This window comes from Streptomyces sp. NBC_01506 (assembly GCF_045040295.1).
In the GTDB taxonomy this organism is placed as follows: domain Bacteria; phylum Actinomycetota; class Actinomycetes; order Streptomycetales; family Streptomycetaceae; genus Streptomyces.
In genome coordinates, this window is record NZ_CP109422.1 from 648,729 (window position 1) to 663,703 (window position 14,975).

Here is a 14,975-nt window from a genome sequence, read left to right on the forward strand (position 1 = left end):
GTGGGGTCAGGCGGTACGGCGGGAGCGGGACAGCGCCAGCCAGCCGAGGGCCATGCCGATCAGCGCCAGCACCACGCCCACGACGGCCCCGCCCCGCCCGTTGCCGGTGCCGACCCCGTCGCTGGACTGAGCCAGCGCCAGCACACTGACGATCAGGCCGATCACCCCCAGCGGCAGCGCGACGAGGGCTCCGCGACGCCCGCCGACACGGCCGCCGGAGCGAGCCATGGCCAGCCCGCCGAAAACCACGCTGATCAAGCCCACCACGGCGGCGGTGCTGGCCATGCCCCGCCCGGAACCGTCGCTCTCGGCGGCGACCGAGACATGCGCGGCGGCCGGCGCGGCCAGCCAGAGCCCTCCGAGCAGGGCAACTGCGGCAGCGGAAATCAAGTTACGGACGGACATCAAGGATCCCTTCGACGGCAAGACGGGCACAGGAAAAAACCATAGGTACCCGTGCGGTGACGGGTCGTCATGCCGGAGTCGGAGGGGCCTACCACCCGTGTTGTAGCCGCTCGGGGCGTCGTACCACGGCGGCAGTCTCCCCAACTCCCGGCGCCCCGGCCGATCGTCGGCGCGGTGTGTCGACCGTGGTTCGGGTGTGCACCGTCGGCCCTTCCCCCGGAAGTCCGCGGCGGGCTATCGTCCGAGCGGCCAGTTGCCCGAACAACCTTGCGGGACAGAACTGGGGGGGATTTCGATGATCGGACAGGGGACGTCGTCCGGCGGCGGTGCGGGCGGTGCGGGCCGCGCGGGCCGCGCTACTGAGATTGCCATATGGGTGTGCCAAGCGTTGTTGGTGCTGGTGTTCCTGACCGCCGGCTTCGCGAAGCTCCTCAGCGCGGAACAGATGGTCGACTCCTTCGACGACATCGGGGCCGGTCAGTGGCTTCGGTACCTCGTCGGCGTCGTGGAGATCACCGGCGTCGTCGGCCTGCTCGTGCCGCGCCTTGTCGGCCTCGCCGCACTCGGCCTGGTGGGTCTGATGCTCGGCGCGATGATCACGAACGTCGTCGTCGACGAGTTCTCGAGCCTGGCCGTGTTCCTGTTCCTGCTCGCCGCCGTGGTCGCGTGGGGACGACGGGACCGTACGGCGGCCCTGTTGCGTCCTGGCTCGGTCAACCGGGGCCTGTAGTACGGCTCTTGACGGGCTTTCGGGCCGCTGATGTCAGCGGTTTCTTGTCCCCGCTCAGTCTCCGTCCGCCCTGAACAGGGCTTCGGTGACCATGCGGGTGGCGAAGTCCTGGTCGTCGGTGAGCCGGTTGATCTGCTCGGCGAGAAGGAAGGCGGTGACTTCCAGCGGAGTCATCTCCTCCCGTGTCCAGTATCCGTACTGCTTGCGCCACAGGCTGGGGCTCAGACCGGTGCCCGCGGCGACGACCAGGCCGATCATGGTGGGGATGGCCTCGGGGCGGATGCTCTTGGGCAGCATGCGCATCGTGCCCACGAGGTTCGGCACCACGTACTCGATGACGTCCTTGTCGTGGTCCTCGTAGGCCAGCCGCAGCCACTTCATGAACAGGAAGATGAGCGTGCACGCGCCGTCCAGCACGTCATCGGCCTCACCGGGGCCCAGGGACGCGGCGAACTGGCTGATCAGCGCCTGCTGTTCGGGATCGGGCTCGGTCCTGCCCTCGTGAACGGCCTTGAGCCGAGAGTCGATCATCATGAGCGCCGAGCCCACATCGCCGGCGGGAGCGTGCTTGGGGTCGCAGGGCGATGACACAGAATTCCTCCTCAACCGACCGCGCAGAGTGGCGCGATGACTCCGTACAGTAGACGCCCGACGGGGTGGGAGTCCGCCGAATCCGGCGAAGGAAGCGACCGCAGCGGGCGCGGGCTGGGCACCGTACGCGGCGGAGCCGGCTCGATGGACCGCAGACCGGCGACCCCCGCCCGCGCCTCGAACCCGCCGGCGCCATGGCATGGTCATGCCGCCCCCGAGCCGGCGGCACACCTCCGGGCCCGGACCGTACGGCCAGAAGGCACCGCGACCGGCACCGGGTGACCCCTGTGTCGCAGCTCCACCGGGTGCGTAAAAGGTGCCGTTCGCACGGAATGCCCTTTGTATGGGACGGGCTGCCCGAGATCGCCGGCCCCGCGTGATCCGCGGCCCCGTCGCGGTCCGGAGCGCGGCACGGCCCACCACCGGAACGACCCGCGGGCGAGGGAGAGGCGAGGGAGAATCGTATGACCGAGACGCAGTCCGCGCAGGACGGGACCGGCGAGCCCGGAACGGCGAACGAGCGACACGTCGTACGCGGCCCCTCCCCCGCCCCCGCGGTGGCCGACCTCCGCCGTACCGGCATCGATCCCGACTTCTGGTATCCGGTCGCCGTATCCGCGAGCGTGGGCAAGAACAGCGCCTTCGCCGCCCACTTCGCGGGTGAGCGGATCGCGCTGTACCGCGGCGGGAGCGGCACCGTCTACGCCCTGGAGGACCGGTGCGCGCACCGCCAGGTACCGCTGAGCATGGGTGTCGTGGAGGGTGAGTCCCTGCGCTGCTGCTACCACGCCTGGGCCTACCGGGGAAACGGCCGGATCTCGCAGATCCCGTATCTGCCCAAGGGCGTGGACCGGCCGCCGCGCGGCGTGCGCGCCTACCCGGTACGCGAGGCGTACGGGCTGGTCTTCGTCTTCCCCGGTGACCCGGAGAAGGCCGCCGGGACGCCGTTTCCCGACCTGCCGACGTACGACTCGGCCGAGCACCGGACCATGACGTTCTCCCGCACGGTGCGGTGCCACTACTCGTTCATGCACGAGAACCTGCTGGACATGAACCACCAGTTCCTGCACCGGGGCGTCCTCGGCCGGATCCAGCCGGAACTGCTCGGCTACGACACCGGTCCGCACTTCGTGGAGGCCCGGTACCTGTTCACGCCCGCCGGCGGGAAGAAGGACCGCGGCGCGGGCCTCCTCTCCGCCGAGGGCATCGGCGGCGGTAATTCCCCGGACGTCATCACCGTCCGTACGCAGTACCCGTACCAGACCCTTCAGGCGCTCCCCGAGAAGGCCGAACTCCCGGCGTTCTCGCTGTGGGTGGCGTACGTACCGGAGGACGCCGAGCAGCGCACCAATCACGTCTACGGGCTGCTCATGATCAAGAAGCCGCCCGTCCCCGGTGCGCTCCACGTCGCCTGGCCGTTGATCCGGCGCTTCACCGAGCGGGTGTTCGCGGAGGACCGGATGGCGGTGGAGGCGGAGCAGCGGGCCTGGGACGAACAGGGCTCGGACTGGAACCAAGAGGTCTTCCCGCTGATCCTCGACGTCCGGAAGGTGCTGCGCTCCAACGGCGTTCCCATCCGGGCGAAGACGGATTTGTGCGCCGCAACCACGCTCTGCGGCCCCGCACCGCGCGCCGAAGGTGACGCCGACGGCAAGCGACCGGGCTGAACCTGTGCGTGCGAGCGGTGCGTATCGCGGCCACCGTGCCGCCGTCGACCAGCGGGTCAGCAGCCGCGAAATGGCTCAGAGGCGTCCTGTCCGGTCGCGTTCGCCTGCGCTAGCGTCGCCTTCCCGACACCGATGGGGAGGTTGTGTGCGCGCTCTCGTCTATCTGGGTCCAGGCTCCGCCGAACTACGGAACAGGCCCGCCGCACAACTCGCGCACGATGACGACGTCGTGGTGGAGATCGTCGGTACGGGAGTCTGCGGAACGGACCGCAAGATCCTGCTCGGGCGGTTTCCGGCCCGGCCTGGCGTCGTGCTCGGGCACGAGTCGGTGGGTGTGGTGCGGGAGACCGGGTCCCGGGTGCGTTCGGTCGGGGTGGGAGACCGGGTGGTGGTCAACCCGACGCTGTACTGCGGCTGGTGCCTCCCGTGCCGCCGGGGGGCGACCAACTTCTGCCGTCACAAGGCCGGTACCGAGGTCGGCGTCGACCGGGACGGCACGTACGCGGAGACCGTGACCCTGCCGGAACGTTTCGTGGAACGGATTCCCGCCGGGCTGCCCTTCCGCGCCGCGGTCCTGATCGAACCGCTCGCCTGCGTCCTGAACAACGTCGAGGCCGCGTCCGTCACCTTCGACGACACCGTGGTGGTGCTCGGCGCGGGCCCGATCGGGATGCTGACCGCGCTGGTCGCCGCCCGCCGGGCGCGCCGGGTCACCGTCGCCGAACCGGACGGCTACCGGCTGGAGCGGGCCCGCGAACACTTCGGGCACGTGGTGGACGTGGCCGGGACGGACCCGGCGGAAGCCGTGGTGAAGGCATCGGGCGGTGAGCGTCCCTCCGTCGTCTTCGACACCACGGGCACCGGCCTGGACGCGGCACTTCGGCTGATCGACGACGGCGGCCGGGTGGTGGTGATGGGGTTCGACGACTCCTACACGGTGCCGCTGCGCCCGCTCCAGCTCACCAACCGCGGTATCCGTCTGATCGGCGCCGGGGACTACCGGGCCGATATCTTCCCTGTCGCCGTGGACCTGGCCGCCGAACTCGGCACCCCGCAGCGGCCCGGCACCGGCGCCGACACCGGCCCGATTCTGGACTGGCTGGTGACGCACGAGTTCCCGCTCGACCGGTACGCGGAGGCGTTCACCGCGCTCGGTGGCCTCACCCGGGCAGCGGGGGACGACGGCACCGGCCGGGCAGCGGGGGACGACGGCACCGACCGGCCACCGCGCTACGACGCGCTCAAGGTCGTCATCCGCTCGCACTCCGGCCCGGTCGGCGCCGACGGCTGGCCGGTGGCCGCGTGAGCGCGCCGCGGCTCGGCTCGATCGAGTCCGGCGGGTCCAAGTTCGTCTGCCTGGTCGGCTCGGCCCCCGACCGGATCGAGGCCGAGACGTGGTTCCCGACCGGTCAACCTGGCCCCACCCTGACTCGGGCCATCACCTTCTTCCGGGAGACGGCCGCCAGGACGGGACCGCTGGACGCGATCGGCATCGCCTCCTTCGGGCCCCTCGAACTGCGCCCGGGGCACGCCAAGTTCGGCCATCTCGCCGCCACCCCCAAACCCGGCTGGTCCGGGGTGGACGTCGCCGGTCCGGTCGCCGCCGCGCTCGGAGTACCGGTGGGCATCGACACGGACGTCAACGGTGCGGCCCTCGGCGAGGGCCGGTGGGGTGCCGCGCGGGGCTTGGACACGTACGTCTATCTCACCGTCGGCACCGGGATCGGCGGCGGTGCGGTGATCGGCGGCAAGGTGGTCAGCGGCCTGGTCCACACCGAGATGGGCCACCTCACGGTGCCCCGGATCGCGGGCGACGCCTTCCCCGGCTCCTGTCCCTTTCACGGCGATTGCTGGGAGGGGCTGGCGGGAGGCGAGGCGATGGGCGCCCGCTGGGGTAGCCCGCCGGAGGACCTGTCGGGGGACACACTGCGTGAGGCGCTGCGGCTGGAGGCGGCCTACCTGGCCGCGGGGCTGCGCAACATCGTCTATACGACGGCGCCTCAGCGGATCGTGATCGGCGGCGGTGTCGCGAAGTTCCCCGGGCTCTTTCCGCTGCTGCGAGCCGAACTGACCGCGACACTGGCCGGATACCCGGGGCTGCCCGAGCACGCGGCCGACGACTTCGTGGTCCCGGCACAACTCGGCCGGCTCGCCGGACCGGCGGGCGGACTGGTTCTGGCGGCGGAGGCAGCCGCCGGCGCACGGCCGTCACCCGGCGCCGGACCGGTGGAGGGAACGGGCACATGAGGGCCGCCCCGGACCGGGCAGGCTGCTCGGTGTGACGCTCTCCCGACCGGTGGGTCTGCTGGACCCGGCGACCCACGCCTGGCTGACCGGGCACGCCCTGCCCGGAGTCCTGCTGCACACGCTGGACCCGCTGCCCGGCGGGTTCACCAACGACATGGCCCTGCTCACCGCCCGGCGTCCGGACGCGTCGGGCGGGGCAGGCGCGGCAGGCGCGTCGGGCGGGGCAGGCACGGCAGGCACGGAGCGGTACGTGTTGCGGCGCTACCGGCCTGGTGGCAGCAGGGTCCCGCGTAACACCTGTGCGGTGGAGATCGCCGTTCTCGACCGGGCGGCGGCCCGTGCCGTCCCGGTGACCGCGGTGGTGGCGGCCGATCCGCTGGGCCGCGCCACCGGCCGCCCCACCCTGCTCTACCGGTTCGTGGACGGGACCCCGCTCAGCCAGGTGCTCGCGGACGGCCCGACGAGCGGCGAAGCGCGGATCCTGGGCCGGGCCGTCGGCGCGGCGCTGGCGCGGATCGGCCGGGTCAGGCTGCCCCGACCGGGCGCCTTCGGGGACGTTTCGCTCGTACCGGCCCCCGACGGTCCGGCCATGCTGGGCGATCTGCCCGGCTTCGTCGACCACTGTCTGCTCACCGCGGCCCCGGACCGGCCACTGAGCGCGACGGACTCGGCCGCACTGCGCGCCCTGGCCCGCCGCGGACCGCGGGCACTTACCGCCGTCGCGGGTGAACGGAGCCTGGTGCACGGCGACTTCAACCCGAAGAACGTTCTGGTCCAACGGCGCGGCGGGCGGTGGGCGGTGGCCGCCGTGCTCGACTGGGAGCTCGCCTTCAGCGGCTCCCCGCTCTTCGACGTCGGGAACATGCTGCGCTTCGCCCACGAATACCCGCCCACCTTCACCACGGGCTTCGTCGACGGCTTCCGCAGCGGGAACGGCCAACTGCCCGCGGACTGGCTGCGGCTCAGCCGGACGCTGGACCTCTTCGCGCTCGCGGACATCCTCACCGCTCCCCCCGACCCGGCCTACTTCGCCCGCGCGCGCCGCGTGCTACGGCGGTCCGCCACCGCCTGATACTCGCCGGTTGTCGCCGACAGCCGCTTTCCCGTCCGACCCGTACGCCACCCCATTCCCAGGAGACAACTGCCACCCGTGCGGATCAAGTGAGCCCTGGCAGTAAAACGCCGAAGGAATGACCGATAGGCGATACACGGCCTTCTTCTCACCATCGAGAATTCCGGTTACTCTGCCTGGACCGAAACGAAAGATCTTTGATGGAGGGAGAATTCCGCCGTGGAGATCGGAAGTCCGGAAAATGCTCTGAAGACACTCACGCCGACCGTTCGCTGCAACGGGACGCCGCCCACACCCGCCCTGCGCGAGGGGCCGTACTACAAACCCGACACCCCCCTGCGGACCAGCTTCCGGGGCGATGTGGACACGGGCGCCCCGATGCTGCTGCACGGCGCCGTTCGTACCCCCGAGGGGGAGCCTGTCGGCGGCACCCTGCTCGACTTCTGGCAGGTCGGGGGCGCCGGAGTCTACGACGACGGTTTTCGGCTGCGCGGCCACCAGTTCGCGGACGCCGAGGGGAACTGGCGGCTCGAAACGGTGCTGCCCGCCATGTACCCGGGGCGAACGCGCCACGTCCATGTGAAGGTGCAGCCGCCCGGCGGAGCCGTACTGACCACCATGCTGTATTTTCCCGGCGAACGCCGGAACCATCTCGACAAATATTTCCGGCCAGAATGCCTGATGGACGTGCGGGAGACGCCCGAGGGCTGGGACGCCACGTTCGTCTTCGTACTGGACGTATAAACTCCCGCCGCCCCGCAATAGCGATGGGAACCTTTGATTCCGCCGCCGGGAGATATCGATATTCACCGTCCGCCGTATCCGCGGACAGAAGTCGACAGGAGTCACATGGCCGACCTCATACGCGCCCAGAGCGGTGCGCCGAGCGACGCACGAAGCGATGCCCCGAGCTATGCGAGCTACGCGCGGAAGCACCTGTACTACCCGGTCAGCGCGTACGAGATGGACCACGGCGAGGGCGTCCACCTGTATGACACCGACGGAAACGAGTACCTGGACTGCGCTTCCGGCACCTTCAATCTGAGCCTCGGCTACGGGCACCCCGAAGTGGTCAAGGCCATGCGTGACCAGGTCGAACTCCTGGTGCACACCACGTCGACCTTCCAGACCGCGCCCGTCAACGAGCTGGTGCGCCGGCTGGTCGAGGTCACCCCGCCGAATCTGACGAAGGTGCACCTCAAGGTGTCGGGCGGCTCCACCGCGAACGAGGGCGCGGTCAAGATGGCGCAACACGCCACCGGCCGCCGCGACGTCATCACTCTGTTCCGCAGCCACCACGGCCAGACCATGATGACGACGACCATGTCGGGCGAGTCCTTCCGCAAGGCGCCCTTCCCCCACCTCATGCCCGGCGTGCTCCAGGTCCCCGACCCCTACTGTCTGCGCTGTTTCTACCGTCAGGCGGGCCCCGAGAGCTGCGGCATGCTCTGCGTCGAGCGCATCAACGACTTCCTGGACCACGCCAGTTCCGGCAGCGTCGCCTGCGTGGTCGTCGAGCCGATCTCCGGCAGCGGCGGCAACATCGTGCCCCCCGACGGTTATCTGCCCGCGCTGCGCGCCCTGTGCGACGAACGTGGCATCGTCCTCATCTTCGACGAGATCCAGACCGGTATAGGCCGGGTCGGCCGGATGTTCGCCGCCGAGCACTACGGGGTCCGACCCGACATCCTGACCACCGCCAAGGGCCTCGGCGGCTCCGGCGCCCAGATCGCGGCGATCGTCGCCGACGAGCGGATGTCCGGGCTCAGCGCCGACCACCACTCCTTCACCTACGGCGGCAACGTCCTCGCCGCCGCCGCGGCTGCCACCACCCTCGACGTGATCGGCCGCCCCGGCTTCCTGGAGAACGTCCGGGAGGTCGGCGCCCACGTCATGGAGAGGCTGCGCGCGCTGGCCGCCCGCCGCCCCGCCGTCGTGGACGTGCGCGGTCTCGGCCTGATGATCGGGATCGAGATCGGCGACGACCAGGGACGCCCGCACAGCGAACGGGCCCAGGCCCTGGCGAGGCGCGGCATGGACCACGGCCTGATCCTGCGCACCTCCCGCTACGGTCGGGGCAACGTCATCAAGATCCGCCCGCCACTGATCCTCACCCGCGCCGAGGCGGATCTGCTCTGCGACCGGATCGACGCCCTCTTCGCCGCGGAGGCCGCCGCATGACCGGACCCGGACCCGGCCCCGGACACGCCGGCCGGCCGGGGGCCGCGGTTTTGCGGCAGTACGTGACCGGGCTCGCCGGAGCCGTCCGCGAGGCCGTACTGGCAGCGCAGCACCGGGCCGGCAGCCGCCTGGTCAGGGGCCACTCGCCGGGCGGGGACGCCCAGTTCGGCCTCGACGACGTCGCGGAGGCGGCCACCTGGAAGTACGTCGCCGACCACGACCTGCCTGTCGCCGTCTACTCCGAGGACGGCGGCCTGCGGTACCACGGCACGGATCCGGCCCATCTGCTGGTCGTCGACCCCATCGACGGCACCCGGCCCGCCGTCGCCGGCCTGGAGTCGGCCACCGTCTCGGTCGCCGTCGCGCGCATGTCCCGGCTCCCGCGCATCGCCGACGTCGAGCACGCGATACTGATGGAACTGCGCACGGGCGCCTACCTCTACGGAGACCGGGCGACACCCGGCATCACCGCGCACGGCTACGACCATCGCGTCCCGGCGCTGACCCGTACCACCGACCCCGCGCGGATGCTGTGGTCGCTGGAGTTCAACGGCCACCCGGCCCATCTGATGACCGAGGCGTACGGCCACCTCATCGACCGCTCGGCCAACACCGGTGGGGTCTTCGTCTTCAACAGCGCGACCTGGTCCATATCCCGGCTGCTCACCGGCCAGCTCGACGCCTACGTGGACATCGGCAACCGGCTGCTGCGCGACGATCCGGCGCTGCTGCCCGAGTTCGAACGCGTCGGCAACGGCCGGGTCCTGCACCTGTTCCCGTACGACATCGCGGCGGCCGTCTTCCTCGCCGAGCGGGCCGGAGCCGTCATCACCGACGGCTACGGACAACCGCTCGGCGACACGGTCCTGACCGACCTGAGCATCGCCAACCAGCGGTCCTGCGTGGCCGCGTCCACCCCCGAACTCCACCGGGCCCTGCTGTCGGCCATCCGATGGAAGGAGTGACGTCCATGCGCCCCCCGAACACCCCGCCCGCCCGAGCGGCGGCCACCGCGACAGCGGACGACACCGAGTTCCGGACCCTGCTCGACCGGCTCTCCGACAAGGCGACCGAGGACTACTACAACCCCTTCACCACCTTCGACTGGCCGGCCACGATCCCCACCGACGAACTGTGGATGTCCCCCGAGCTGCTTTCCTTCCACGGCACCGAGCTGATGGACGAACTGAGCCCTGCCCGGCTCCAGGCACTGAGCCGGTGGGAGAGCGTCAACTTCTACAGCCTCAACGTGCACGGAATCCGCGAACTGCTCATCGAGGTCACCCGGCGCGTCCACACGCCCGGCTTCGAACTCCCCTCCGAGTTCTTCCATCACTTCATCGGTGAGGAGAACGACCACATGTGGTTCTTCGCCACCTTCTGCCTCAAGTACGCCGGGAAGATCTACCCCGACAAGTCGGTCAAGCTGCCCGGGGCCCCACGCGACCCGGACATCGAGAACTTCCTGGTCTTCGCCCGGATCCTGATCTTCGAGCAGGTCGTGGACCACTACAACGTCCGGATGGCCGCCGACCGCCGCCTGCACCCGACCGTCCGGCATCTCAACCACCTGCACCACCAGGACGAATCCCGCCACATAGCCTTCGGCTGCCGCCTGGTCCACCTGCTGTGGAATCGGCTCCTCGAGCGCGACCCGGACGACGTGGCCCTGCGCGAACTGCGCGACTACCTCGGCCGCTACCTCACCACCAGCATCGAGTCCTTCTACAACCCGGCCGTCTACCGCGACGCGGGACTCCCGGACGGCTTCGCGCTGCGCCGGCGGCTGCTCACGCACCCCGCCCGGCAGGCCGCCCATGCCAAGGTCCTGCACAAGACGACCGGCTTCCTCAACCGGATCGGGGTGTTCGATGCCCGTCACTGACCCCGCCGCCACGAACACGAGGGAGACCGGGGCCACTTGGTCGGTACGGGACGGCCTTGCCACCCTCGACGAACCCGCCGTCCTGCTGAGGGACGCGCTCGACGCGGTGTTCACCCGCTGGGGCACCGAGGCCGGAGCCCGGCGGCAGAGCTACCCGCCGCTGCTACGGGCCGAAGATCTGCGGACCCTGGACTACTTCCGTAACTTCCCGCACCTGGGCAACCCGGTCACCCGCATCCGCCCCGACCGGCTGGCCGCCCACGCCACGGCCGCAGCCACCGCACGGCCCGCAGCCACCGCACTGCCCGCAGCCACCGCACTGCCCGCAGCCACCGCGCTGCCCGCGGCCGACCTGGACGACGCCACCCACCTGCTGCCCTCCGCGGCCTGCTACGGCTGCTTCCTGCACCTCTCCGGGACCAGCATCGACGCCCCTCTTCTGATCACCACCGTCGCGCAGTGCTTCCGCAACGAGGACCATCACGACGGGCTGCGGCGGCTCTGGGGGTTCACCATGCGGGAGATCGTGTGCGTCGGCTCCGCCGATGCCGTACGGGCCCACCTCGACCGGTACCGGGAGCGGATCGCCGCCTTCGGCACGGCCCTCGGTCTCACCCTGGACCGACAGCCCGCCACCGACCCGTTCTTCGAGAAGGACGGCTCCCGCACCGTCATGCAGATGCTCGCCCCGGTCAAGGAGGAGTACGTGACCAGGGACGGCACCGCCGTGGCCTCCACCAACAATCACCGCAACTTCTTCGGCGAGCGCCGTGCCATCCGCCACGCGGGCCGCCCGGCCTTCACCGGCTGTGTCGCCTTCGGCCTGGAACGGTGGGTACACGCCCTGGGTGACCTTTTCGAGGGGGACCTGGCCGCCGCACATAGCGCGGTACGGCGGACGAGGGAGCGCTCGTGACCCAACTGGCCGCCCGGCTCGGCCTCGAACTGCCGCTGCTGCAAGCCGGGATGGGCGCTGTCGCCGGGCCCGGTCTGTGCGCCGCGGTGTCCCGGGCCGGAGCGGGCGGCACCCTCGCGCTGTACAAGGAACCACCCGCGCGGGCCGTCCGCCTGGTCCGTGAGGTGGCGGCGGCCACCGGCCGCCCGTTCGGGGTGAACGTGGTCCCCGAGGCCGCCGGCCCGGCCGCCTGCCTGGACCAGCTCCGGGCCGTCCTGCCCGAACTGCCCCGGAGCGCCTTCGTCACCTCCTTCGGGCTGCCCGACGCCGACGCGGCCGGGGCCGTGCGGGCCGCCGGGCACCCGCTCGTGGTCCAGGTCGGCACGGTCGCGGACGCCGGCAGCGCGCTCGGACTCGGTGCGGCCGTCCTGGTCCTCCAAGGCACCGAAGCCGGTGGCCACTTGCTCGGCCGACTGCCGGTGGATTCCCTGCTGGCCGACGTCCGGGCCCGTTACCCGTACGCGCTACTGGCCGTCGCGGGCGGGATCGCCACCGGACGAGACCTCGCGGGCGCCGTGGCCCGAGGCGCGGACGGGGCCATGGCCGGAACGCTGTTCGTCCCGGCCGAAGAATCCATCGCGCACCCGGAGTTCAAACGGCGGGTGGTCGAGGCCGTGGCCGACGACACCCTGGTCACCTCCCTGTTCGACATCGGCTGGCCGCACCGCCCGCACCGTGTCCTGCGCAATCCCCTCACCGCAGCCACCACCGCCGCCGCCACCGCGAAACGCGCCCCGGCCACCTTCATCGCCACCACCCGGGTGGACGGCCGGGAACACCCGGTACCGCGCTACAGCGCGGCGGCTCCAGGTGCCGGCACCACCGGCCGTATCGAGGAGATGGCCATGTACTGCGGCCGGTCCTGCACCCGCGTCACCGCCCGGCTCCCGGCCGCCGTCATCGTGGCCCGCCTCGGCCGGGAGTACGAGAGCGCTCGCGGGAACAGCTCCCCCAGGCCGACCCCTAGGCCGACCCCCAGGCCGAACCGGCTCCAGGAGAGGTATCGATGAACGACGCGATCAAGCCGGTCGTGGACTGGCTGCGTGAACGCAACCCCACCGTCGAGGAAATCCCGGAAGACCTCGATCTGATCGAGAGCCGGCTGATCGACTCGCTCGGCTTCATGGAGTTCATCCTGCTGCTGGAGGACCTGATCGGGCGGGAACTGCAACTCGACCAGATCGACGTGGACCAGTTCCGCACTCTTCGTTCCCTCAGGGACCACTTCCTGAAAGGGTGACCCGCCCATGGCGCAGGATCCGCCGCTGCCCGGACCCGGCCGGGTCATCTCCCTGCACCTCGCCGCGCACACCGGCGACCCCACCTTCCACGTCGCACAGGCCCGCGCGGTGACGGGCCGTGGCCTGGCGGGGGACCGCAACTACTGGGCGGGCGACGCCCCCCGGCCCCGACGCCGGGGAACCGGCCGGGCGTCCGGGGTCTGCGACGTCACCCTCATCGAGGCCGAGTCCCTGGACGCCCTGACCCGCGAACACGGCATCACGCTCACCCCCGCCGAATGCCGCCGCAACCTCGTCTGCCGCGACATCCGGCTCAACCCGCTGGTGGACCGGGAGTTCCGGATCGGCACGGTGATCCTGCGCGGACTCGCACTGAGCGAACCCTGCGCCCGTCTCGAGCAGTTGGTCCGCCCCGGTCTGATCCGTGGCCTGCTGCACCGTGGCGGGCTGCGGGCCGAGGTGGTCCGTGGGGGGACCATCCGGGCGGGCGACCGGATCCTCCCCCTGCCGCAGGACGCGCGCCCGCTCCTGCCGGCCGCTCCCGCTCCCGCTCCCCCGCACTGAACCCAACCACCCGCCCATGGCCCTGAAGACAGGAAGACAACATGGCGACAGAAGGCGCCGCCCCCGGGCGGAAATACGCCACAGCACCGCAGTTCGGCGCGGACGCCCCCTCGGCCAGGGCCGCGGAGCGCGCGGAAGCGGCGGCCAAGGAGCTTGCCGCAGCGGGGACGGCCGTCTCCGTCCGCCTGGTGGAGTGGGGCTTCGCCCTCCTCCTCGACCAGCGGGCCGCCGACCGCCTCGTGGACCTCGACAGCACCGGGCCGCCCGGCGACACCTTCCGTGACCTGGTGTCGCGAGTGCTCGCCGGAACCCTGCCGGCAGAGGTCGCCGGAGCCGTCGACGCGGCACTGACCGGCCGCGCGGAACAGTTCCGGTCGGCCGCCCGGGGCTCCGGATACGAGCTGCTTTCGCCGTGGTCGGCGCCCACGCTCCTCGCCCCCATGCCCCTTGACGCGCCGCCGCGCGAAACCGGCCTGTGGTTCAGCGTGTTCGCACCGGGCGCGGGCTGGGGAACCGAAGCGCAGTTCACCGCCCAGTACGCCTCCGAAGCCCCTGCCCTGGCCGTCTTCCGCGACGACCTGTACTGCGTCTACCAGGGCCGGGGCGACAATCCCTCCCTGTGGTGGACCGCGCACCGGTCGGACGGCACCCGTTCCGACGACCGGTCGTTTCCCGCCCACCACACCCTGGGCAGCCCGGCCCTGGCCGTGTTCCAGGACCGGCTGTACTGCGCGCACCGCGGTGGCTCGGGCGACTGGGGCATCGCGCTGACCTCGTACGACGGCGGCACCTGGACACCGGACCGGCCGGTCCCTCATGCCGAGAGCGTCTACGGTCCGGCGCTGGCCGTCTTCCGTGACGCACTCCATCTCGCCTACGCCGACGCCGCCCAGCGGATCATGGTCACCACCAGCCGGGACGGCCGCGTCTGGACAATCCCCGCACCGGTTCCCGGCCGCGCCACCACACGGTCCCCGGCCCTCGCCGTGTACGACGGCGCCCTCCATCTGCTGCACGGCAACCCCAAGGACGGGGCCATCCACTGGAGCCAACTGCGCGACACCGCCTGGACCTTCGACGGCGCGCTGCCGGGGCACCGTACTCGGAGCAACATCGGCCTCGCCGTCTTCGACGGCAAGCTGACGTGCGTCCACCGCGATCCCGCACGCCAGCGTCTGTGGTGGTCCGCCTTCGACGGCACCGCGTGGAGCACCGACACCGAGATGCCGGGGCACAACAGCAAGTACGGTCCGGCGCTCGCCGTCCACCGGGACCCGACCGGCACCCACGACCAACTCCTGTGCGTCCACCGGGGCCACGCCCAGCGCTTCGTCACCGCGGCAGGCGAGGTCCTGACGGAGGACGACCCGGCGGGCCTGCACGAACTCGACGACCCGGACTCCACCACCGCCGACTGAGACCGGGCACCCCCAGCCC

16 protein-coding genes are annotated in these 14,975 nt (G+C 71.3%); 14 read left to right on the top strand and 2 right to left on the bottom strand.

Going from position 1 to position 14,975, the window contains the following annotated elements; all coding sequences use genetic code 11:
- Positions 1–6: 6 nt before the first annotated feature.
- Positions 7–405, bottom strand: coding sequence for a DUF6223 family protein (locus OG329_RS02755; protein ID WP_405792442.1), 399 nt, complete (start codon positions 403–405; stop codon positions 7–9).
- Positions 406–700: 295 nt separating this feature from the next.
- Between OG329_RS02755 and OG329_RS02760 the strand changes: the two genes are divergently transcribed.
- Positions 701–1,135, top strand: a complete 435-nt coding sequence (locus OG329_RS02760; protein WP_405792444.1) for a DoxX family protein — start codon at positions 701–703, stop codon at positions 1,133–1,135.
- Positions 1,136–1,189: 54 nt separating this feature from the next.
- On the opposite strand, the gene OG329_RS02765 is transcribed toward OG329_RS02760, so the two are convergent.
- Positions 1,190–1,726 (bottom strand): hypothetical protein, encoded by a 537-nt coding sequence (locus tag OG329_RS02765; protein ID WP_405792446.1) that lies wholly within the window; start codon positions 1,724–1,726, stop codon positions 1,190–1,192.
- Positions 1,727–2,190: 464 nt separating this feature from the next.
- Here OG329_RS02765 and OG329_RS02770 point away from each other — a divergent pair, with 464 nt between their 5' ends.
- The 13 genes from OG329_RS02770 (at position 2,191) to OG329_RS02830 (ending at position 14,956) form a co-directional block, all read left to right on the top strand.
- Positions 2,191–3,393 carry a Rieske 2Fe-2S domain-containing protein gene (locus OG329_RS02770; RefSeq protein ID WP_405792448.1) on the top strand — a complete coding sequence of 401 codons (1,203 nt, stop codon included), beginning with the start codon at positions 2,191–2,193 and terminating at the stop codon, positions 3,391–3,393.
- A gap of 145 nt (positions 3,394–3,538) precedes the next feature.
- Complete coding sequence (locus OG329_RS02775) at positions 3,539–4,699, top strand: zinc-binding dehydrogenase (protein WP_405792450.1); 1,161 nt, start codon at positions 3,539–3,541, stop codon at positions 4,697–4,699.
- Positions 4,696–5,640, top strand: coding sequence for an ROK family protein (locus OG329_RS02780; RefSeq protein WP_405792452.1), 945 nt, complete (start codon positions 4,696–4,698; stop codon positions 5,638–5,640). The genes OG329_RS02775 and OG329_RS02780 overlap by 4 nt, the downstream gene beginning before the upstream one ends.
- A gap of 31 nt (positions 5,641–5,671) precedes the next feature.
- The gene (locus OG329_RS02785) at positions 5,672–6,712 is read left to right on the top strand and encodes a phosphotransferase (RefSeq protein ID WP_405792454.1); all 1,041 of its coding nucleotides are present in this window, start codon (positions 5,672–5,674) and stop codon (positions 6,710–6,712) included.
- A gap of 219 nt (positions 6,713–6,931) precedes the next feature.
- Entirely contained in the window at positions 6,932–7,456 is a 525-nt protein-coding gene (locus OG329_RS02790; protein ID WP_405792456.1) for a hypothetical protein, read from the top strand.
- Positions 7,457–7,561: 105 nt separating this feature from the next.
- Positions 7,562–8,893: an aspartate aminotransferase family protein gene (locus OG329_RS02795; RefSeq protein ID WP_405792458.1), complete on the top strand. Its 1,332-nt coding sequence runs from the start codon at positions 7,562–7,564 to the stop codon at positions 8,891–8,893.
- Positions 8,890–9,858 carry an inositol monophosphatase family protein gene (locus OG329_RS02800; RefSeq protein WP_405792460.1) on the top strand — a complete coding sequence of 323 codons (969 nt, stop codon included), beginning with the start codon at positions 8,890–8,892 and terminating at the stop codon, positions 9,856–9,858. The genes OG329_RS02795 and OG329_RS02800 overlap by 4 nt, the downstream gene beginning before the upstream one ends.
- A 5-nt stretch (positions 9,859–9,863) precedes the next feature.
- Complete coding sequence (locus OG329_RS02805; RefSeq protein ID WP_405792462.1) at positions 9,864–10,778, top strand: diiron oxygenase; 915 nt, start codon at positions 9,864–9,866, stop codon at positions 10,776–10,778.
- Positions 10,765–11,694 (top strand): hypothetical protein, encoded by a 930-nt coding sequence (locus tag OG329_RS02810; RefSeq protein WP_405792464.1) that lies wholly within the window; start codon positions 10,765–10,767, stop codon positions 11,692–11,694. Before OG329_RS02805 ends, OG329_RS02810 begins: the two co-directional genes overlap by 14 nt.
- Entirely contained in the window at positions 11,691–12,743 is a 1,053-nt protein-coding gene (locus OG329_RS02815) for an NAD(P)H-dependent flavin oxidoreductase (protein WP_405792466.1), read from the top strand. The genes OG329_RS02810 and OG329_RS02815 overlap by 4 nt, the downstream gene beginning before the upstream one ends.
- Positions 12,740–12,973 (top strand): acyl carrier protein, encoded by a 234-nt coding sequence (locus OG329_RS02820; protein WP_405792468.1) that lies wholly within the window; start codon positions 12,740–12,742, stop codon positions 12,971–12,973. Before OG329_RS02815 ends, OG329_RS02820 begins: the two co-directional genes overlap by 4 nt.
- 7 nt (positions 12,974–12,980) lie before the next feature.
- Positions 12,981–13,538: an MOSC domain-containing protein gene (locus OG329_RS02825; RefSeq protein WP_405792470.1), complete on the top strand. Its 558-nt coding sequence runs from the start codon at positions 12,981–12,983 to the stop codon at positions 13,536–13,538.
- 41 nt (positions 13,539–13,579) lie between these two features.
- Positions 13,580–14,956 (top strand): hypothetical protein, encoded by a 1,377-nt coding sequence (locus OG329_RS02830; RefSeq protein WP_405792471.1) that lies wholly within the window; start codon positions 13,580–13,582, stop codon positions 14,954–14,956.
- The last annotated feature ends 19 nt before the right edge of the window (positions 14,957–14,975 follow it).